The 20,067-nt window shown below is 61.1% G+C and carries 16 protein-coding genes; 6 read left to right on the top strand and 10 right to left on the bottom strand.

Translation table 11 applies throughout. The features are described from left to right. The first annotated feature begins 182 nt into the window (after positions 1-182). Positions 183-1,622, top strand: a complete 1,440-nt coding sequence (locus LJX92_RS02395; protein WP_005784173.1) for a TolC family outer membrane protein — start codon at positions 183-185, stop codon at positions 1,620-1,622. Between the two features lie 123 nt (positions 1,623-1,745). On the opposite strand, the gene waaA is transcribed toward LJX92_RS02395, so the two are convergent. Further along, on the bottom strand, positions 1,746-3,023 hold the full coding sequence (gene waaA, locus LJX92_RS02390) for a lipid IV(A) 3-deoxy-D-manno-octulosonic acid transferase (RefSeq protein WP_228309272.1): 1,278 nt from the start codon (positions 3,021-3,023) through the stop codon (positions 1,746-1,748). Between the two features lie 23 nt (positions 3,024-3,046). Further along, entirely contained in the window at positions 3,047-3,937 is an 891-nt protein-coding gene (locus LJX92_RS02385; RefSeq protein WP_032878246.1) for a LysR family transcriptional regulator, read from the bottom strand. 103 nt (positions 3,938-4,040) lie between these two features. On the opposite strand from LJX92_RS02385, the gene LJX92_RS02380 reads away from it, so the two are divergent. The 4 genes from LJX92_RS02380 to LJX92_RS02365 are packed head-to-tail and all read left to right on the top strand — an operon-like array spanning position 4,041 to position 7,426. Beyond that, positions 4,041-4,376 (top strand): DMT family transporter, encoded by a 336-nt coding sequence (locus LJX92_RS02380; RefSeq protein ID WP_005784167.1) that lies wholly within the window; start codon positions 4,041-4,043, stop codon positions 4,374-4,376. Between the two features lie 55 nt (positions 4,377-4,431). Beyond that, positions 4,432-5,607 (top strand): NAD(P)/FAD-dependent oxidoreductase, encoded by a 1,176-nt coding sequence (locus LJX92_RS02375; protein WP_032878248.1) that lies wholly within the window; start codon positions 4,432-4,434, stop codon positions 5,605-5,607. Next, a complete protein-coding gene (locus tag LJX92_RS02370) occupies positions 5,604-6,416 on the top strand; it encodes an aldo/keto reductase (RefSeq protein ID WP_032878250.1) in 813 nt (270 codons plus the stop codon). Before LJX92_RS02375 ends, LJX92_RS02370 begins: the two co-directional genes overlap by 4 nt. Positions 6,417-6,457: 41 nt before the next feature. Further along, complete coding sequence (locus LJX92_RS02365) at positions 6,458-7,426, top strand: hypothetical protein (protein ID WP_005784162.1); 969 nt, start codon at positions 6,458-6,460, stop codon at positions 7,424-7,426. Positions 7,427-7,494: 68 nt separating this feature from the next. Here the strand turns inward: LJX92_RS02365 and LJX92_RS02360 are convergent, their stop codons facing one another. The 3 genes from LJX92_RS02360 to msbA form a co-directional block, all read right to left on the bottom strand. Continuing rightward, positions 7,495-8,430 carry an NAD-dependent epimerase/dehydratase family protein gene (locus tag LJX92_RS02360; RefSeq protein WP_005784161.1) on the bottom strand — a complete coding sequence of 312 codons (936 nt, stop codon included), beginning with the start codon at positions 8,428-8,430 and terminating at the stop codon, positions 7,495-7,497. After that, positions 8,423-9,847: a bifunctional D-glycero-beta-D-manno-heptose-7-phosphate kinase/D-glycero-beta-D-manno-heptose 1-phosphate adenylyltransferase HldE gene (hldE, locus tag LJX92_RS02355; RefSeq protein WP_005784159.1), complete on the bottom strand. Its 1,425-nt coding sequence runs from the start codon at positions 9,845-9,847 to the stop codon at positions 8,423-8,425. Before hldE ends, LJX92_RS02360 begins: the two co-directional genes overlap by 8 nt. Before the next feature lie 189 nt (positions 9,848-10,036). Then, entirely contained in the window at positions 10,037-11,842 is a 1,806-nt protein-coding gene (gene msbA / locus LJX92_RS02350; RefSeq protein WP_032878254.1) for a lipid A export permease/ATP-binding protein MsbA, read from the bottom strand. A 157-nt stretch (positions 11,843-11,999) separates the two neighbouring features. Here msbA and LJX92_RS02345 point away from each other — a divergent pair, with 157 nt between their 5' ends. Next, positions 12,000-13,841: a bifunctional O-antigen ligase/aminoglycoside phosphotransferase family protein gene (locus tag LJX92_RS02345; protein WP_228309271.1), complete on the top strand. Its 1,842-nt coding sequence runs from the start codon at positions 12,000-12,002 to the stop codon at positions 13,839-13,841. Between the two features lie 19 nt (positions 13,842-13,860). Here the strand turns inward: LJX92_RS02345 and LJX92_RS02340 are convergent, their stop codons facing one another. The 5 genes from LJX92_RS02340 to LJX92_RS02320 form a co-directional block, all read right to left on the bottom strand. Then, entirely contained in the window at positions 13,861-14,742 is an 882-nt protein-coding gene (locus tag LJX92_RS02340; RefSeq protein WP_032878256.1) for a glycosyltransferase, read from the bottom strand. After that, positions 14,739-15,887: a glycosyltransferase family 4 protein gene (locus LJX92_RS02335; RefSeq protein WP_032878257.1), complete on the bottom strand. Its 1,149-nt coding sequence runs from the start codon at positions 15,885-15,887 to the stop codon at positions 14,739-14,741. Before LJX92_RS02335 ends, LJX92_RS02340 begins: the two co-directional genes overlap by 4 nt. Positions 15,888-15,972: 85 nt before the next feature. Further along, entirely contained in the window at positions 15,973-17,379 is a 1,407-nt protein-coding gene (locus tag LJX92_RS02330; RefSeq protein WP_228309270.1) for a PIG-L deacetylase family protein, read from the bottom strand. Further along, on the bottom strand, positions 17,376-18,272 hold the full coding sequence (locus LJX92_RS02325) for a GNAT family N-acetyltransferase (protein WP_032878259.1): 897 nt from the start codon (positions 18,270-18,272) through the stop codon (positions 17,376-17,378). The genes LJX92_RS02330 and LJX92_RS02325 overlap by 4 nt, the downstream gene beginning before the upstream one ends. Next, complete coding sequence (locus LJX92_RS02320) at positions 18,273-20,030, bottom strand: carbamoyltransferase (RefSeq protein ID WP_003187998.1); 1,758 nt, start codon at positions 20,028-20,030, stop codon at positions 18,273-18,275. It lies immediately after the preceding gene. Positions 20,031-20,067 lie beyond the last annotated feature (37 nt).

The raw sequence follows: 20,067 nt of genomic DNA, 5'->3' as shown, positions 1-20,067 counted from the left end.
ATGGCGTGGGCAAATTGCCAATAGCGGTGCATTCAGCGTGATGAATGGCGTGATCGTGGGATTGTTGTGCGCAGGTCCGGCAACTACACTCGGGCACTGCTTCAAGGCTTGACGCCAGGAATGGCCAGCCTTAGCCTTGAGCGCTAAATTATTGCCGTAATATTTAAATTAGGGATCGCCTCATGCTGCGCAAACTTTCACTGGCTCTTGCCGTGTCTTGTGCGACCAACGGACTGGTCTGGGCAGCTGAAGCGCCCTTGTCCACCAACACCGATCTGGTCAGCGTTTATCAGGAAGCGGCGAGCAACAACGCCGACCTGGCCGCTGCCCGCGCTCAATATGGCGCGCAAAAAGAGGTGGTGCCCCAGGCGCGCGCAGGCTTGCTGCCGAACCTGTCGGCCGGCGCCGACAGTAACAATGTGCGCACCCAGATCGACCAGCCCGCCGCCACGGCCAACCGTGACGCCCACTCCTGGCGCGCTACCCTGAGCCAGCCGCTGTTCCGCGCCGATCGCTGGTTCCAGCTGCAAGCTGCCGAAGCCGTCAACGAGCAAGCCTCGCTGCAACTGTCGGCCAGTGAGCAGAACCTGATTTTGCAAAGTGCCGAGAGCTACTTCGCCGTGCTCCGTGCCCAGGACAACCTGGCGTCGACCAAGGCCGAAGAAAATGCCTTCAAGCGTCAGCTCGACCAGTCCAATGAGCGCTTCGATGTGGGCCTGTCGGACAAGACCGACGTGCTGCAATCCCAGGCCAGCTACGACACCGCCCGGGCCAACCGCATCGTGGCCCAGCGCCAGGTAGACGACGCTTTCGAAGCGCTGATTACCCTGACCAACCGCCAATACAACTCGATCCAGGGCATCGTCCATACGCTGCCGGTGCTGCCGCCGGCGCCGAACGACGCCAAGGCCTGGGTCGAAACCGCCGGGCGTCAGAACCTCAATCTGCTGGCCAGCAATTACGCCGTGACCGCCGCCGAAGAAACCCTCAGGCAGCGCAAGGCCGGCCACTTGCCGACACTCGATGCGGTCGCGCAATACGAAAAAGGCGACAACGACGCCCTGGGGTTCAGCAACCCGAATCAGTTGCCTATCCCGTACGGTGGCGATGTGTCGCAACGCACCATCGGCCTGCGTTTGAACATCCCGATCTACAGCGGCGGCCTCACCAGTTCGCAAGTGCGCGAATCCTATTCACGCCTCGACCAGTCCGAGCAACAGCGCGAGGGCCTGCGCCGCCAGGTGGTGGAAAACACCCGCAACCTGCACCGTGCAGTGAACACCGACGTGGAGCAGGTGCAGGCACGCCGCCAGTCGATCATTTCCAACCAGAGCGCGGTAGAAGCCACGGAAATCGGTTATCAGGTGGGCACGCGCAACATCGTCGATGTGCTGGACTCACAGCGCCAGTTGTATGCGTCAGTGCGTAACTACAACAACAGCCGCTACGACTACATCCTCGACAACCTGCGCTTGAAACAGGCCGCGGGCACCCTGAACCCAGGGGACCTGCAAGACCTGGCGCGCTACCTCAAGGCCGACTACAACCCGGACAAGGACTTCCTGCCGCCGGACCTGGCCAAGGCCGCTGCCGAACAGCTCAAGGCCCGCCCGGGCTATTAAGCTCACCGCATAACCAATGTGGGAGGGGGCTTGCTCCCGATAGCGCTGTGTCAGTCGCCCAATAGGTTGGCTGACCCACTGCCATCGGGAGCAAGCCCCCTCCCACATTTGATGGGCGCTGGGTCAGTGAGCGATCAATCTTTCCAAACCGTCCAAAAGGCGTTTTAACGCACCCTGGTTGGCCTGCATCACTTTCAACCCCGCCTGCGCCATCCTGCGCGCATCCTGCGGCAGTTCGAACAATTGGCGCACCGCTTCGGCCAAACCGTCTGCATCATCCACCTCTCGCAACGCCCCGGCGTCGCGCATCATCGTGCTGATTTCGAGGAAGTTGAACAGGTGCGGCCCCATGATCACAGGCTTACCCAAAGCCGCCGGCTCCAGCGGGTTGTGCCCGCCGGTCGGCACCAGGCTGCCGCCCACAAAGGCACTGTCGGCCAGGGCGTAGAGAAACAGCAGCTCACCCATGGTATCGCCGAGCAGCACCGAGGTTTGCTCGGTGACCGGCTCACCGCTGGAGCGACGCACCGTGGCAAACCCTTGTTGCACGCTAAGCTCGAACATCGGGTCGAAGCGCTCCTGGTGACGCGGCACCAGAATCAGCAACGCGTTGGGATAGCTCGCCAGCAATTGGCGATGGGCAGCCAACACCACTTCGTCTTCACCTTCATGGGTACTGGAGGCGATCCACACTGGCCGGTCGCTGGCGCCCCACTGTTCACGCAGGTCAGCGGCGCGGGCCGTCAATTGGGGGTCGATGGTCAGGTCGAATTTGATCGAGCCAGTCACCTCCACCGTTTCAGGCCGTGCGCCCAGACTGCGAAAGCGCTCCGCCTCGGTTTGCGTCTGCACGGCGAACAGGCTCATTTGCGCCAGCATCGGCGCCGTCAGCTTGGCAAACCGGGCGTAGCCCTTTGCCGAACGCGCCGACAAACGTGCATTGGCCAGCGCGACCGGGATACCGCGTTGAGCGCAGGCATGGATATGGTTGGGCCATAGCTCGGTTTCCATGATCACCGCCAGCTTGGGCTGCACACGGTCGAGAAAACGCTTGGCGGCGCAAGGCAAGTCGTAGGGCAAGTAGCAATGCTGGATGCGCGGCTCATTGGCGAACAACGCCTGGATACGCTCGGAACCGGTAGGCGTCATGCAGGTGACAGTGATCGGCAGTTGCGGATACCGCGCCAGCAAAGCGCGAATCATCGGCGCGGCGGCAATGCTTTCGCCCACCGAAACGGCGTGCACCCAGATGCCGCCGGGGCGCATCACCGGCAAGCCATAGGAAAACCGTTCGCCCACACGCTTGGCATAGGCCGGTGCCTTGCGCGCGCGCAGCCATAAACGTAAGGCCACCAACGGCAGCGCCAGGTAAAACAGACAGCTGTAGAGAGTTCTATTCATGGCGGCGGAGTTTATCGGCTTTTTCAGTCGATCGCCTGCAAGCACTCGGCAAATCGTTTGGCCAGGAAGCGAGCGGCGGGCCCCAGATGCTCATCGCGCCTCCATACCAGTTCCACGACCAGCGCCGGCGGTGTCCATTCGCTGGCTAACTCGACCATCTGTTGTTGGTAGGTCGGGTATTGCACGATGTGCCGAGGCAGCCAGGCCCAGCCCAGGCCGCTCATCAGCCATTCGGCCAATACGTAGAAGCTGTCGGCGCGCCACACCAGAGGGCTGGCCGCTTCGCTGCCGGGATAGACGCTGGTCTGGGTCGACATCAGCAACTGCCGATGCTGGGCCAAATGCTGGCAAGTCACGTAAGTTTCCTTGGCCAGCGCATGATTCACCCCGCATACCGTGACCATTTCCACACTGCCCACTACCCGCCGCTCAAGGGCCTCCGGGATTTGGTCGTGATAGAACAACAACCCAAGGTCCGCCTGGCGCTCCACCAGCTTGCGCGCCACATCGCCCTGGGCGGCGCTGGACAGCTGCACTTCCAGGAGCGGGTACTGCACCGCCAGCGCCTCCAGGCTGTCGAGCACTGGCTGAAACAACATCGCCTCATCCTGGGCCAGCCGCAGGCAGGCTTCCTCGCCGCGGGTGAGGGACAGCGCCCGGCCGTTAAGCCGCTCGCATTGGCGCAGCACTTCACGTGCTTCTTCCAGCAACACGCTGCCGGCTTCGGTCAGGCGTGGCTGGCGGCCGCTACTACGTTCAAACAGGCTGACGCCCAGGTCCGCCTCCAGCAGGGCGATGCCATTGCTGACCGCCGATTGCGCCTTGCGTTGCCCGCGCGCTACGGCAGAGAACGAACGCTGCTCGGCAACGCTGACAAACAGGCGCATCTGTTCCAGATCCCACTGCACGCTCATGGTTGAACCTATCTTGAATTCGGATAGGTAATGACTTTACCGCATCTGTTGAACCTCTAGAATGCCGACCTTATCAAACCAGCTTCACCTTGAGGATTGCCCCATGAACGCCGCCTACTGCTACCTGGCCATTGCCATTTGCTCGGAAGTGATCGCCACCGTCTCCATGAAAGCGGTCAAAGGCTTGAGCACACCGATCCCGCTGCTGCTGATGATCGCGGGTTATGGCGTAGCGTTCTGGATGCTCACCCTGGTGGTGCGCACCGTGCCCGTGGGCGTGGCTTACGCGGTCTGGGCAGGGCTGGGGATTGTGATGGTCAGTGTCGCGGCGCTGTTCATCTACGGGCAGAAGCTGGATGTGCCGGCGATGCTGGGCATGGGCCTGATCGTGCTGGGCGTGGTGGTGATTCAGCTGTTCTCGAAAACCGCCGGGCACTGACCGTCACTCAACAGCCTGTATACTGCGCCTCTTGTCTTGAACACTGAGGTCGCCGATGCCATCCGTTATTTCCACCGACGTTCTGATTGTCGGCGCCGGGGTTGCCGGGCTCTGGCTCAATGCGCGCCTGCGCCGCCAGGGGTTTTCCACGGTACTGGTAGAAAGCGCCAGCCTGGGCGGCGGGCAAAGCGTGAAGTCCCAGGGGATCATTCACGGCGGTGCGAAATACGCCCTGCATGGCGCCCTCACCGGCGCCTCCGAAGCCATTGCCGACATGCCGCGGCGCTGGCGTGAAGCCCTTGCGGGTGACGGTGAGCTGGATCTGTCTGGTGTGCGCGTGTTGTCCCAAGCGCATTATTTGTGGTCCCCGGGCACCCTCGCCGGCAACCTCACCAGCTTTTTTGCCAGCAAGGCCGTGCGCGGCCGCGTTGATCAGGTCAAGGGCGAAGAGCTGCCTGCTGCCCTGCAAGACCGCCGCTTCAAGGGCAAGGTCTATCGTCTGGCGGAGTTGGTAGTGGACGTACCGAGCCTGATCGAACGCCTGGCGCAACTGGCGGGTGACGGCTTGCTCGCAGGCCAGCACATCGAGCCGTTGCTGGACGGTAATACGCTGGTGGGCTTGAAGGTCGATGGCCGCGAGATCCGTGCCCAGCGCATCGTGCTGAGCGCCGGCGCCGGCACCGCTGACCTGCTCGCGGCCCTGGGCCTGAGCCAGCCGGCCATGCAAAAGCGCCCGTTGCATATGATCATCGCCAAAGGCCCGGGCCTGAAGCCGCTGTATGCCCATTGCCTGGGCGGCGGTACCAAGCCACGCATCACCGTAACCACCCACCCGGCCGCCGATGGCAACTGGGTGTGGTACCTGGGCGGGGATATCGCCGAGGCCGATGGCGTGGCGCGTACGCCTGACGAACAAATTGCCACCGCCCAGAAAGAGCTGGCGCACCTGCTGCCCTGGATCGACATGAGCCAGACCCGGTGGGCGACCCTGCGGGTGGAGCGCGCCGAGCCGCTGCAATCGGGGCTGAGCCGGCCCGACAACGCCTTTCTGGCCGAAGACGGCCGCCTGCTGGTCGGTTGGCCGACCAAACTGGCCCTGGCACCGGACTTCGCCGACCGCGTCCTCCACGCTCTGGAGCGAGACGGCATTCGCCCCGGCGCCAGCACCCCACTGCCCGAACTGCCAAAACCGGCTATCGGCCAACCCGCCTGGGAGCAACTGTTGCCATGAGCCTGCCAACCCTGCACGACCTGCATCGCCCGTTGGGCAGCACCGGCCTGCTGGTGTCGCCATTGGGACTGGGCACCGTCAAGCTGGGCCGCGACCAGGGGGTCAAATACCCCAGCGGCTTTCAGATTCCCGGCGACGACGAGGCGCGAATGCTGCTGCGCCAGGCTCGCGAGCTGGGCATCAACCTGATCGACACCGCCCCCGCCTACGGCATGAGTGAGGAACGCCTGGGCCCGTTGCTGCGTGGCCAGCGCAACGAGTGGGTGATTGTCAGCAAGGTCGGCGAAGAGTTTGCCGATGGCGTGTCCCGTCACGACTTCAGCGCGGCCCATACGCGAATGTCGATCGAACGCAGCCTGAAACGCCTTGAAACGGATTTTATCGATTTGGTGCTGGTGCACTCCGACGGTAACGACTTGCACATCCTCAACGACTGCGAGGTTTACCAGACCCTGGCCCAACTGAAGAAGGACGGCAAGATCGGCGGTTTCGGCTTCTCCGGCAAAACCGTCGAAGGCGGCATAAAGGCCCTGGAACAGGGCGATTGCGCGATGGTCACCTACAACCTCAATGAACAGGCCGAGAAAGCCGTGATCGATTACGCGACCACCCATGGCAAGGGCATACTGGTAAAAAAAGCCCTGGCCAGCGGTCACGTGTGCCTGGAGCCAGGAATGGATCCAATTCATGCCAGTTTCCAGCTGTTGTTTGCGCAAACGGGCGTCGCCAGTGCTATTGTCGGGACCATTAATCCGCTGCACCTGGCCCATAACGTGGCAACCGCTGCCCGAGTCATCCGTCAACTCTGATGCCGCCCACGCGGCCGACCCCGTCGCACAAAGGAGCCGACATGCCGCGTACGCTCATAAGAAAGAACCCCAGTAACTTCAAGACACTGCCGCTGCACGTAGAGGCCACCCCCGAAGGCCTGAGCTACCAGAGCGTCGGCATGCCGCTCAACTTTGCCCAGACCCTGCAACGGCGCAAGCCGGTGGAGGTGCCGGATGCCGAACGCTTCGCCCTGGAACTGGCGAACCTCGGCGTCTCGGTGCGCCTGACACTGCACTGGCAAAACAAGGATTACTGGGTGCTGGTGCGCCAGCGTCGTCAGGACCGCGGCGATGTGGTGCTCAAGCTGATCTCCGGCTACGTACCGGCCCATGAACTGAACCTGCCGCTGCACACCGCGATCCAGGAAATTGCCGAAGAGTGCCTGCTGGAGACGCCTGAAGGCTGGCTCGGCGGGCGCTTCAATGACACCTGGCTACCGGCGCCCTACTCCGCCGCCCTGCATTACCGCGAAGCCCTACCGTTTCGCCTGAGCCCCCTGTCCGGCGCCGCACGCCCGGTACGCTGCGCCACCACGCAACTGATCGAGCGCCCACGGGCCTATGTGCACCTGCCGACGGCATCGCTGCAATTGATTTATGACCTGCGCCTGGAAGTGCCAAAGGAAGCCAAGTCCCTCAGTTTGTTCCATGTGGATGAACGCCTGGAAGGTGACCAACTGGTGGCGCGCCTGGATCGTCAGCGTCCGGATCTGTACCTGATGCCATTGAAAGACGGCGAGCCGTTGGCCGAACTGTATACCGTCAAGAAAGATCAGCTGTACCCGGCCAGCACACGCGGTTTGTACCTGGCGGAAAGCTTTGCCCAGCAAGAGGGCTGGCTGGTGCGCGATGAGCGGATTCGCTGGAAGGATTGGCTGCGCCAGCAAGGCCTGGCAGAGCCGGAAAAGGACTCGAAACTCAAGCGCCTGACCGGCAAGGCGCGGCAGATGCTGCGCAAGATCGTGCCGAAGAAAAACATCAGGAGCTGATGCGCTAACCTTTCATTGAGGCGCGAGGAGGACGGTTCTGTCCACCTCGGCTCATGCAGGTAAAACCGTCAGCTGTTCAACAGGCGCTCCAGCCCCACTTTCAACGGGGTAGGCTCGGGCGGCGTGAAACTGGCCAACAACCGTTGGTTATTCGCCCTTGAATGCCGAATATCGCCCGAGCGCGCCGCTTCATATGTCACAGCAGGCAACGAGCCCAAGGCCTCTTCCAGCGCCTGCAGAACCTGCCTGAGGGTGGTGGTGCGGCTCCAGCCGACGTTAATGGCCCCCAAGGGAGCGTCTGGCACTTCAACGGCCTGCACCAGCACATTGACTAGATCTTCCACATACATGAAATCGCGGGTCTGCTCACCATCGCCGTACACGGTGATAGGCAAGCCACGCTGGGCACGCTCGCTAAAGATGCTGATCACGCCGGAGTACGGCGATGACGGATCCTGGCGGGGTCCGAAAATATTGAAGAAACGAAAAATCACCGGCTCCAGCCCATGCTGGCGGCGGTAAAAATCAAAATAGTACTCGCCAGCCAACTTGTCCGAAGCATAGGGCGTCAATGGGGCTTTAGCTGTCTGCTCGTCAATCGAAGCACCTTCACCATTGTTGCCATACACAGCTGCGCTGGAGGCAAATACCACACGCTTCACACCGGCCTTGCGCATACCTTCGCAGACATTCAAGGTGCCGACGAAATTGCTCTGATGGGTGCTGACGGGATCATCCACCGATGCTTGTACCGAAGCTACAGCCGCCAAGTGCACCACCGCCGTCACACCAACAAGGGCCCGCGCCACCTCTTCGGCATTGGCGACGTCACCTTCAAGCAGTTCGACTCGCTCGTTATCGAGCGGCAAATTGCTTCGCTTGCCAGTGGACAGGTTATCCAGCACGCGGACCCAATAGCCTCCAGCAAGCAGCGCATCAACCAAATGTGAGCCGATGAAGCCAGCGCCGCCAGTGATCAGAACCCACTTTTTAGTATCAATCATTATTACGGATCTTCTCGACGATAGCGGTGGTTGAGCTGTTTTCAACTAGGCCCAGCACTTTGACCTTACCGCCGTAGGCGCTGACGATATCCGCCCCCACGACCTGGTCGACGGTATAGTCACCACCCTTTACCAGCACGTCAGGCTTGACCTGGGCCAGCAGATTTTGCGGAGTATCCTCGGAGAAGCTGATCACCCAGTCCACCGCGCCCAGGCCCGCCAGCACCGCCATGCGCCGGTCAACACTGTTGATCGGACGGCCCGGCCCCTTCAGGCGGCTAACCGAAGCATCATCGTTGACCGCGACGATCAAGCGATCGCCTTGGGCACTCGCCTGCTCCAGGTAGGTCACATGCCCGGCGTGCAGGATGTCAAAGCAACCGTTGGTGAACACAATGCTTTCGTTATGGGCACGTGCATCGTCAATCGCCAGCAGCAACTGCTCCAGGCCCAGCACGCCGCGCTCCGAGCCTTCGGAGCGCTGAATCGCACGGCGCAACTCCGGTGCGCTGATGGCCGCGGTACCCAGCTTGCCCACCACAATGCCCGCCGCCAGGTTGGCCAGGGCCACGGCGTGGGGCAGTTCCTCACCGGCCGCGATAGACGCCGCCAGGGTGGAAATCACGGTGTCACCGGCACCGGTAACGTCGAACACTTCACGGGCCCGCGCCGGCAGGTGCATGGCCGGATGGTCAGGTCGCAGCAGGGTCATACCGTGTTCGCCACGGGTCACCAGCAAGGCGCCCAGATCAAGCTCGGCCATCAGCGCCGCGCCCTTGCTCACCAGTTCGTGCTCATCGGCACAACCGCCGACGATGGTTTCGAACTCACTGAGGTTAGGCGTCAGCAGGCTGGCGCCTCGATACACCGAGAAATCCTTGCCCTTGGGATCGGCGAGTACCGGAATGTTGCGAGCCTTGGCGGCCTGGATCAGCACCTGGTGATTCTGCAAGGCGCCTTTGCCGTAGTCGGACAATACCAGCACCTTGATACCTTCGAGCAGCGCCTCGACCTGGTCGCCGAGGGCCAGGGCGTCGGTGGCGAAGGGCTCTTCAAAATCGATACGCAGCAATTGCTGGTGACGGCTCATGACCCGCAGCTTGACGATCGTCGGCTGATGGGCGATGCGCTGGAACAGTGCACGCACGCCGGCCCCCTGCAGGCTGTTGGCCAGGCTTTCGGCAGCTTCGTCGTCGCCGGTCACACCCACCAGGGAAGCCGGGGCACCGAGGGCGGCAATATTGAGAGCGACGTTGGCAGCGCCACCCGGGCGGTCTTCGATTTGCTCGACCTTGACGACCGGTACCGGAGCCTCAGGGGAAATCCGTGAGGTACCACCATGCCAGTAACGGTCGAGCATGACATCGCCGACCACCAAGACAGCGGCTTGATTGAATCGCGGCATGGACAACTTCATGGAGCAACCCACATACAAAATGAACAGGGGCGCGATATTAGCACAGGGTTTGCGGTCGCTTGCGCGCACTGCAGGCCAAATGTGGAAGGGGGCTTGCGCCCGATGGCGGTGTATCAGCTTGCACAAATGCCGGCTGATCCACCGCTATCGGAGGCAAGCCCCCTACATTAGCTCTGTGTCGCTGCTGGATCAGGTGATGTCAGCCGCTACTGGCGCATCCAGCCCCATGGCATGCAGGCGAGCGTAATAGCCGTTCTGCGCCAGCAACTCGCCGTGGGTGCCGCGCTCGACAATCCGCCCGTCATCCATAACCAGAATCAGGTCGGCTTTCTCGATAGTCGACAATCGGTGCGCGATCACCAAGGTCGTACGGCCTTGCATGACTTTGTCCAGTGCCGCCTGGATATGCCGCTCGGACTCGGTATCAAGGGCCGAAGTGGCCTCGTCGAGAATCAGCAGCGGCGCGTTCTTGAGCAAGGCGCGCGCAATCGCCAGGCGCTGACGCTGGCCGCCGGACAACAGCACGCCGTTCTCACCGACCTGGGTATCGAAGCCTTTGGGCAACTGGTCGATGAAGTCCTTGGCATTGGCATCCGCCGCCGCCGCTTCAACGTCGGCGCGGGGCGCACCGGCCAGGTCGCCGTAGGCGATGTTGTTGGTTACGGTGTCGCTGAACAGGGTCACGTGCTGGGTGACCTGAGCAATATGCTTGCGCAGGTTGAGCAGCTTGTAGTCTTCGATCTCTACGCCATCGAGCAGGATCTCACCGCTTTCATGGTGGTAGAAACGCGGGATCAGGCTGGCCAGGGTCGACTTGCCGCTGCCTGAACGGCCCACCAGAGCGATCATCTGCCCAGGCTCGGCGGTGAAGCTGATGTCTTTGAGCACATGGCGTTCGGTGCCTGGGTAGGTGAAGTTCAGATTGCGCACTTCCAGGCGGCCATTGACCTTGTCGCGCTCGATGGTGCCGTGGTCGACCTCAACGTCTTCGTCCAGCTGTTCAAAGATGCTCTCGGCGCCCGCAACACCTTTCTGGATGGTCGAACTGACCTCCGAGAGCTGACGGATCGGCTTGGGCAACAAGCCAGCCAGGGTGATGTAGGCCACCATGTCACCCGCCGAGGCATCGCCACGCAGATACAGGACCAGGAACATCAGCACGGCCATGGCGGAGTAGATCACCAACTGCAGCGCCGGGGTGTAGATCGCCCCGGTGCGAGTCATGCGCAGTTGCTTGTTGGTGTTGCTCTGGCTGGCCTTGAAAAAGCGCTTCTCTTCGTAGACTTCGCCACCAAAGCTGCGCACTACGCGGTAGCCCTGGATGGTTTCCGAGGCCACGTGGGTCACGTCGCCCATGGCCACCTGGATCTTCTTGCTCTGCTTGCGGAATTTCTTGCTGGCGGTGCTGACCATTACCGCAATCAACGGCAGGATCGCGATCATGACCAGCGTCAGGCGCCAGTTCATGTACAGCAGGGAGGCGAACAGGAAGATCACCGTCATGCCTTCGCGAATTACCACCTTGATGGCATCGGTTGCCGCACCCGTGACCATGGTCACGTTGAAGGTGATGCGGGAAATCAGGTGCCCGGAGTTGTGGTTATCGAAGTAACGGTTGGGCAGCGTCAACAAGTTGTTGAACAACTGCACCCGCAGGTCATGGACCAGCCCCAGGGAGACCTTGGCCAACAGATAGTTGCCCAGGAACGAACCCAGGCCCTGCCAGGCCGCGATCAGGATGATCAGCAGCGGCACCGCCTGCAGCAGTTGCAGATCGCGCAGGAAGGGTACGGTGGGGAACAACACGGCTTCCGGATTGGAAAGGCCGTCTACAAAGTACTTGAGGATGTAACCCAGCATCGGTTGGGTCGACGCGAAAATCAGAAATCCAAGGATACTCAACGCGAACAAGCCCATGTAGGGCTTAACGTAACTGAGCAGGCGGAAGTATATTTTCAAGCTCGAAGGGCTTGCGCTCGGACTGGAGTCGGTCATATCACGCGGCGTTTTGAAAAAGGAGGCTGACTTTAGCACAGCTTCTCTGTTGTACTTGCACCCGGTATACCCGCGGCCCGGTTGGATCTGACCGGCGACATTACATAGCCACTAGCTTAAGATGGTTGGCTTTCTATTTGTGGAATGGCTCTACTGTATGCACTCCAAGCGCCTTATCTATGGCTCAAACCGCGTTTTCGACTTCCTGGTCCTTTGGATTTTACCTGTTGGCTTGCTGCTGCTCCTGAGTGCACTTTTCTTCGTCGGCAATCGTAATGTCCTGCACCGGATCGTCTACATCCTGTTCAGCGTACCGACCTTGTTTTTACTGTGCATGCGCCCCCGGGAGCTCAGGGATCTGCTACGAGAGCCCCTGGCTATCGCCTTTCTAGCCTTTTCCGCCTGGGCCTTGGCCAGCCTGCTCTGGAGCCCTGAGCCCAGTTCCGATACCGACCTTTTCAAGCGGCCGCTCAATACCTTCATGCTGTTTGGCGGCTGCGGGCTCCTGCTGCATTACCGTAATGAACTGTTCAAGCCGATCTTCTTTGGTGCCGCCGTCATTGCGCTGGTGGTAAGCCTGTGCAACCTGGTGGTGTTCGTCAAATCATTCCAGCCCGGCATGCGCATGATCGGCGGCCTTGGCGCCCTCGACAACCCGTTGCTCAGTTCGCACCTTTTTGGTTTTTTCACTGTGTATTGGCTGTACGCCTGCATGACCACCCAGCGCTTGAAGGTATTGTGGTTCAGCGTACCGGCCCTGGCGATCATGACGGCGGCGGTGCTGGCGACCGGCTCACGCACGCCGCTGGTGGCGTTGACGCTGGCGATCCTGTGGATGAGCTTTGTCAGCCGCAACCGCCGCTCGGCATTGCTTCTCGGCGGTATGGTCCTGGGTGCCGTCGCGCTCCTGGTGCTCTACCCCGAATCGATCACTGAACGAGGCAGCTCATTCCGCCTTGAACTGTGGAGCATGTCGTTGCGGCTTATCGCCGAACACCCGTGGATCGGTCACAGTTACGACTCCGAACTGTTCCTGACCCTGGCAGATGGCGACCAACTGCGCGAACCCCACAGCTTTGCGCTCGGGGTGCTCTACTACGTCGGTATCATCGGCTTTATTCCGTGGATCTTCATGCTCGGGTGGGGCCTGTATAAGGGCCTGAAGGAGCGCGCGCAGCCGTTGTTCATCCTGGCATCGTCGCTGCTGGCCTATGGCATCGGCGCTGGCCTGACCGAAGGCGGCGGCATTCTGTCGCGGCCCAAGGAACATTGGTTCGTACTCTGGATTCCGTTGGCAATTATCACAGGTCTGAGCCTCGCCCAGCGCCACCGCAGCCTGCTGCGCATGCCGGTACAGAACATCAAGGCCCCGGCTTTCGAGCAGCTGTGCAGCAACGCCCATGTCATTGAAGCCGATGGCCTGGGCCCCAAAGTACTGCGCCTGCAAGACGGTAATTTCCTCAAGGTGTTCCGCCCCCGCCGCTGGTACACCTCAGGCAGCTTCAACCCTTACTCCGAGCGCTTTGCCAGCAACAGCGAGCAACTGCGTACCCTGGGCATTCCAACGCCACAAATCCTCGGGCTCTATCGCCTGAGCGATGCCAGCAGCGCCGTGACCTACACCCCACTGCCCGGCTTGACTCTGCGCCAGGCGTTGCAAAGCCTAGACAGCAGCCTGCGCGAATCACTGGTGGAGCGTTTTGGCCGGTTCATGGCGCAGTTGCACGAGCGAGGGGTGTACTTTCGCTCGTTGCACCTGGGCAATGTGTTGTTGATGGACGATGGCGAGTTCGGCCTGATCGACATCGCTGACCTGCGCATCTACCCCTCTTCACTGCGTTATGCGCTGCGCCAACGTAACCTGCGTCACATGCAGCGCTACCCACAAGACCGCAACTGGCTATTCGAAACGCATTTCGAACAACTGGTCAAAGGGTATGCCTCGGTGGCAAGCCCGGCCGCCACTGCGAAAATCCGCGAGCAGGTACAGGGCCTGTAGCAGGAGGGATGGCGCCGTTTCAGTTCCTGAGCGGCGCCAGATACAACCTCACCAACCCACGCAAGGTCTTGCGCCCCCAGAACTTCAACGGGATCTGCTTGAGAATCTCGCGCGCCAACGGGCGGTCGCGGTCGGCGGTCTTGAGGAACATTGAGTTCAGGAAGTTGTAGCGCACCTGATCATAGGCCGGGTGATCGCTGAACAATGCGTAAGTCTTGAGAATGTTCTGGATCATGTAACGGTGGTTCTTGTACGTGTTGGTAGCGTGCTGGCGATATTTGGCCATCACCACACCCAAAGCGTCGATGGTATAGCCCGCCGCCGTGATCTTCAGCTGGATCAGCAAGTCCTCCAGGGGAATCTGCGGGTCGAACCCGCCGACCTCCTCCAGTACGTCGCGACGAATCAGCATGGTCGGCGCCGGCGGAAAGGGCTTGCGGTCCAGGAATATATCGTCGAAGTCGAGGCTGCGAAACGGCACGTCGCGACGTTGCTTCTTCTCCGGGTGCAGGTTGCCGTCACCGTCGATCAGCTCGATATTGCCGGCGCACATGCCCACCTTCGGCTTGCCCTCCATGTACGCAACCTGAGTGGCGAGACGGTCTGGCAACATGATGTCATCCGAACCGAACGGCGCGATCAGGCTACCCTTGGCACGAGCGATCGCACCGTTCAAGGTGGCGCTGAGGCCTTGGTTCTGCTGCACCTGGAAATCAAAGCCGTGCTCGGCCTGCAAGCGCTGGATGCGTTCGACGCTGTCATCCTTGGAACCGTCATCCACCACCAACAGTTCGATATTGGGGTAGGTCTGCCCCAGCACGCTGAGGATGCTCTGTTCGATGTACTGGCCATGGTTATAGGAGGCGATGATCACCGAGACCAGGGGCTGTTGCTGATTCATGCTCTACCTACTTCACGCAAACCGGTTTCAATCAGGGTCAGGTACTTGTGCTTGAACTCGTCAAGGGTGTGGTTGGCCTCCAGATAGCGGAACACCTCTTCACCCTTTTCGCGCAGCTGTTCATCGCTCAGTGCCAGATAAGTATCCAGGGCTGCAGCCAACTGCTCGACGTTGCCCGGGTCATGGGACAACCCACCCGCGCCCTGCACCAGGGGCAGCATTGCCGGTCCGTTGGAGGCAATCACCGGCAGATGGCCGCTCATGCCTTCCAGCAGCGCCAGGCCCAGGCCCTCGAATAGCGACGGCATGGTCCAGATGTCGAAGCCGCGCACGTACTTCATGCCGTCTTCGCGAAAGCCCAGTAAGTGCGCACGACCGTTCAGGCCCAGGCGTTCGATATCGGCACGCAAATCGGCTTCGGCGCGCCCGGAACCAATGATGCCCACCTGCGCCTCAGGGTATTTATCCTTGAGCGTGGCGAAGGCCTGCAGCAGATGAGTATGGCCCTTGATCGGCACCAGGCGGCCCAGAGCGCCGATCATCCGTGCTTCCATTGGCAGGCCCAGGGCCTTGCGTGCGTCCTCACGGGACAGTTGCAAGGCTTCTGCCTGGGGAATGTCGATGGCGTTGGTGACGTAGCTGGTGTTTTCACGGGTGAACCCACAGTTGAGGTCCACCAGGTAGTCCTTCACCGCTTCCGACACGCCGACAAAACGCCAGGCCGGGCTGACCCAGCGCTGGGTCTGACGCCGACGGTAACCACGGGCATATTCGCCAAAACCGTGGGAGATACCGATGCACAGAGGGATTTTCAACCAGCGATTGAGCGACAGCATCATGTTCACCGATTTGAAGCGGTTACAAATGACCACATCGAACTTCTGCTCGCGGCAATACTTGTAGATCTGCCACATGGCGCCAAAACGAATGCCCTTGAGAGACTTCTCCGGCAGCTCGAAATAGTGGGAATGCTCAGCCACGCTCAGGGGCTGGCCGGGCAGCGGACGACCGCTTAGAAACCCGGAGGTCACCTCGAAACGTTCAGGCGGCAGGGATTTGACGATTTGCTCACCCAGGTCGGCGAAGTCATGGGTCTTGACGTTGTAGTCCGGCTGTAACTGCAAAACCTTGAAACGCGGCTTCATAACTCTCCATGCAGCGATCTGGCTACGGGCGCACGGCCCGGTAAAATGGGCGGCAGACCCACGCTGGCCTGCCTTCGAGAGGGTTTCAGTCCTGCTTAAGGACCCACAACAGCTCGTGACGACGCACGGCTTTGCGAAAGAATTCGTTCTCGCCGTAAGGCGATGGACTACGTCCGGCCAGCACTTGCTGCAACCACTTGCGCACCCGGCGCTTGAGCGGCGCGCGCGGCTGCAAGTCGTGCATCATGCCCAGGGCCATGGCCTTGTCCTGCTGCTGGCTCAAGGTGAGTGCAAAGCTGCACGGCACCATCTCGGGCGATGAATCGAAACGTGGCGGCAGCGCCATCCCAGCACCGGAGTCACCCATGGGCCAGCGGTCATTATCATGCAGGTGGTTGGCATAACCGAGCAACGTGTCGGGCTGCCACTCCAGGCCCTGCAGAGCTTCAAGCACCGCCGCATGGGCGCAGATGTGGTCAGCGTGGGGGTCCAGCAATGGCGTGGGCAACACGATCACCTGAGGGCGCGCCTTGAGCAGCAGTGCGCGCAGGTCGGCGATCAGGTTGTGCCAGGTCGGTGCGCCATCTGCATCACCCGGCAGGGCAAAGCCGTTGAACTGGCGAAATAGCCGCGTGTCGGCCAAATCCGCTTCGCGCGACGCCTGAGGCTGGTCCGGCGCAGCCTGCATAGCCTGCAATTGCATGCAGAAGTAACCCAACTGCACGCATTGTGCTTCGGGCACCCCGGCCCAACGCGGCACGGCAACGCTGTCCCAGGCACGCAAGCGGCCCTTGAGGCGTGATGCTTGGGCCTTGGGCAAACCCATCTGCTGATAGTGCTCGGCTTCAATCTCCCCGGCGGTCAGGGTCACGATCCAGCTTTCAGCCGCTTGACTGTAAAGGCTGAACGCGGCCAGCTCGGCATCGTCGGCGTGAGGAGCGATCACCATCACACGTTGCTGGCGATAGTCCGGTTGGTGGAAACGCCACAGAATCGGCTGCCCCTTGATCCGGCAAAAGCGCCCGCGCAAGCTGATGTTGCCCGCCGCCAGTGCTTGTGCAGCGCCGGTCAGGTTGAGATAGCGACGCCCGTTGACGCCACGTTCAAAGGTTTGGCGGTCCGCTGAGTCAAGGCCCAACAGGTCCACCGCCGGGTCTAGGAAGCGCCCCAGCCACGAACTTTTCAACTCAACGCCAATAATCAGGGTTTCATCGTTCGCCAGCGGCGCATCCAGCAACAGCCGCCCCGACTCCAGGCGCAAACCGGGCTGCTCGCTGCCGGCTGGGAATGCGTACTCATAGTGGTCGCTGGGCGAGTAGAACAGGTGATCGGCAAACCACGCTTCATGGGCCGCCCATAGCAATACCGCCAACATCGGCGGCAGCCACCAGGCCACCATTACACCGGTGGCAACCAGCACCACCAAGCCGATCAACAGCGCAATGCGCTTGTTGCGCCGATGGCGCTTGAGCAGTTGCTGTTTGCGACTCATACGCTGAACACCGGCACCGGGTTGCACCAGCGCTCCTTATACTCACGGTCGGAACGACCGAAGGAAAAGCGCAGCGACTTGTTCGCCGCCCGCGCCTGCTCCCAGGCGCTTTGGGTATTGAGGAAACTCAACACGCTGCCAGGGCTGAACGCGCGGGTTTGCGGGTCGACGCCGCCGTTGACGTACTCGGCGCTGAACCATTCATTGGACTGCACCTGATACACCAATTGCACCGCAATCGCGGCGTCATTGAGAAACAGCACCGAGCCGAACACAAACTCCTTGAGCAGCTCCAGCACCTCGGCCAAACGCGCCGCACCAGCCGCCGGGAACCCCCAGCGACGCTGGAACAGATCGCAATAAATCGCCGCCAGCTCCACGCTGGAGAACTCACTGACCGCCCGCACCACGCCGCCCGCTTCTTCCAGCAAACGCAATTCACGTCGTTGGTTGTAGCGAAACTTCTTCGACAGCTCTTCGGGCGTGCGCGCCATGGCCAATTGCTCGGCCTGGGGCTTGAGGGTACTGACGCGCCCTTCGTTAAGAGCCGACAGGTAGCGCGCCCGGTGGCGCAGCGGCAACTGAGCATCGGCGGCAATGGGCAGGATGACCTCGGCATTGCCCAGGTCAAACAGGCCTTTCTTGCCGGTGCGCTTGAGCACGTCCTTGGAGAGAGCCAGATCGCGCCCCCAGGTGGCTATCGCCCCCTTGAGTTCGCCACCTTGTTCCCAGCCCAGGTAGCGTACCGGAATCTGCGCCAGGCCAGCCAACCGCTCGATAACCTGCGGGTGGGTCGCCACGCTGCCGCCGTAACGCTGCCAGGCCTGGGCGTAAACCTCGGCCTCGACAGGCGCCCAGCCACGTTCACGCCAGCCCTGGAAGCGGTTCAGCATTTAAACCACGGCGTCATAAGGGTCCACGCCGTCTTTCACGACCAGGATGTCTTCCATGATCAGGTACTGCAGGTCCGAGCCGAAGAACATGTTCAGCGCGTCGGTCGGCGAGCAGATCATCGCCTCGCCACGACGGTTGAGCGAGGTGTTCAGGGACACACCGTTACCGGTCAGCACTTCCAGCTCTTTCATCATGTCGTAGTAGCGCGGGTTGTATTCGCGCTTGAGCACCTGGGCGCGGGACGTGCCATCTTCATGCACCACTTCAGGCACGCGGGTCTTCCACTCTTCCGACACTTCAAAGGTGAAGGTCATGAACGGCGCCGGGTGATCGACCTTGATCATCTGCGGGGCCACGGTGTCGAGCATCGACGGGCAGAAAGGCCTCCAGCGCTCGCGGAACTTGATCTGGTGGTTGATGCGGTCAGCCACGCCGGTGGCGCTTGGGCAGCCGATAATCGAACGCCCACCCAAGGCACGCGGGCCAAACTCCATGCGGCCCTGAAACCAGGCCACCGGGTTACCGTCGACCATGATCTTGGCGATGCGCTTGGGCATGTTTTCGATCTTGCGCCAGTTCGGCTTGCTCTCGTGCTTGGCGCAAGCGGCGATCACGTCTTCGTTGCTATAGGACGGGCCGAGGTACACGTGCTCCATCTTCTCCACCGGTACACCACGAGCGTGGGATACATAGGCGGCCGCGCCGACAGCCGTGCCGGCATCACCGGACGCCGGCTGCACGAACAACTCTTTCACGTCGTCGCGGGCAATGATCTTCTGGTTCAGCTTGACGTTCAGCGCACAGCCGCCGGCGAAGGCCAGCTTGCCGGTGTCCTTGAGGATGTCGCCCAGGTAATGGTCGATCATCTGCAAGGCCAGCTTCTCGAACAACGCCTGCATACTGGCGGCGTAGTGGATGTACGGCTCGTCGGCAATGTCGCCTTCGCGCTTGGGGCCCAGCCACTCAATCAGTTTTGGCGAGAAGTAGAAACCCTTGCCCTTCTCTTTGTAGCGACGCAGGCCGATGACGTTGGCGTAGTCGGTGTTGATCACCAGCTCGCCGTTTTCAAAGGACGCCAAACGCGAGAAATCGTACTTGCTGGCATCACCGTACGGCGCCATGCCCATGACCTTGAACTCACCGTCGAGCATCTCGAAACCGAGGAACTCGGTGATCGCACCGTACAGGCCGCCGAGAGAATCCGGGTCGTAGAATTCCTTGATCTTGTGGATCTTGCCGTTTTCGCCATAGCCGAAGAACGTGGTGGCGTACTCACCCTTGCCGTCGATGCCCAGGATCGCGGTTTTTTCCTGGAAACCCGAGCAGTGGTAGGCGCTGGAAGCGTGGGCCAGGTGGTGTTCAACCGGTTCGATCTTGATTTTCTTCGGATCGAAGCCCAGTTGTTCCAGGCACCAGACAATCTTGTTGCGATAGCGCTTGTAGCGACGGTTACCCATCAGGATCGCGTCGAGGGCGCGGTCCGGGGCGTACCAGTAGCGCTTGGCGTAGTGCCAGCGTGCCTCGCCGAACAGGCTGATCGGGGCGAATGGGATCGCCACCACGTCAACGTCCGAAGGCTTGATGCCAGCCTGTTCCAGGCAGAACTTCGCCGACTCGTAGGGCATGCGGTTCTTTGCATGTTTGTCGCGTACGAAGCGCTCTTCTTCGGCGGCCGCAATCAGCTTGCCGTCGATATACAGGGCTGCGGAAGGATCATGGCTAAGGGCGCCGGACAGGCCAAGAATCGTCAATGCCACTGGGGTCTAGCCTCTTTTAGTCTGCATGCAGGCGCAT

Origin of the sequence: Pseudomonas sp. HN8-3 (genome assembly GCF_020790195.1) — a bacterium.
Lineage (GTDB): Bacteria > Pseudomonadota > Gammaproteobacteria > Pseudomonadales > Pseudomonadaceae > Aquipseudomonas > Aquipseudomonas synxantha_A.
Note: the sequence above shows the minus strand (reverse complement) of the source record. Positions and strands in the feature narration are given on the sequence as shown.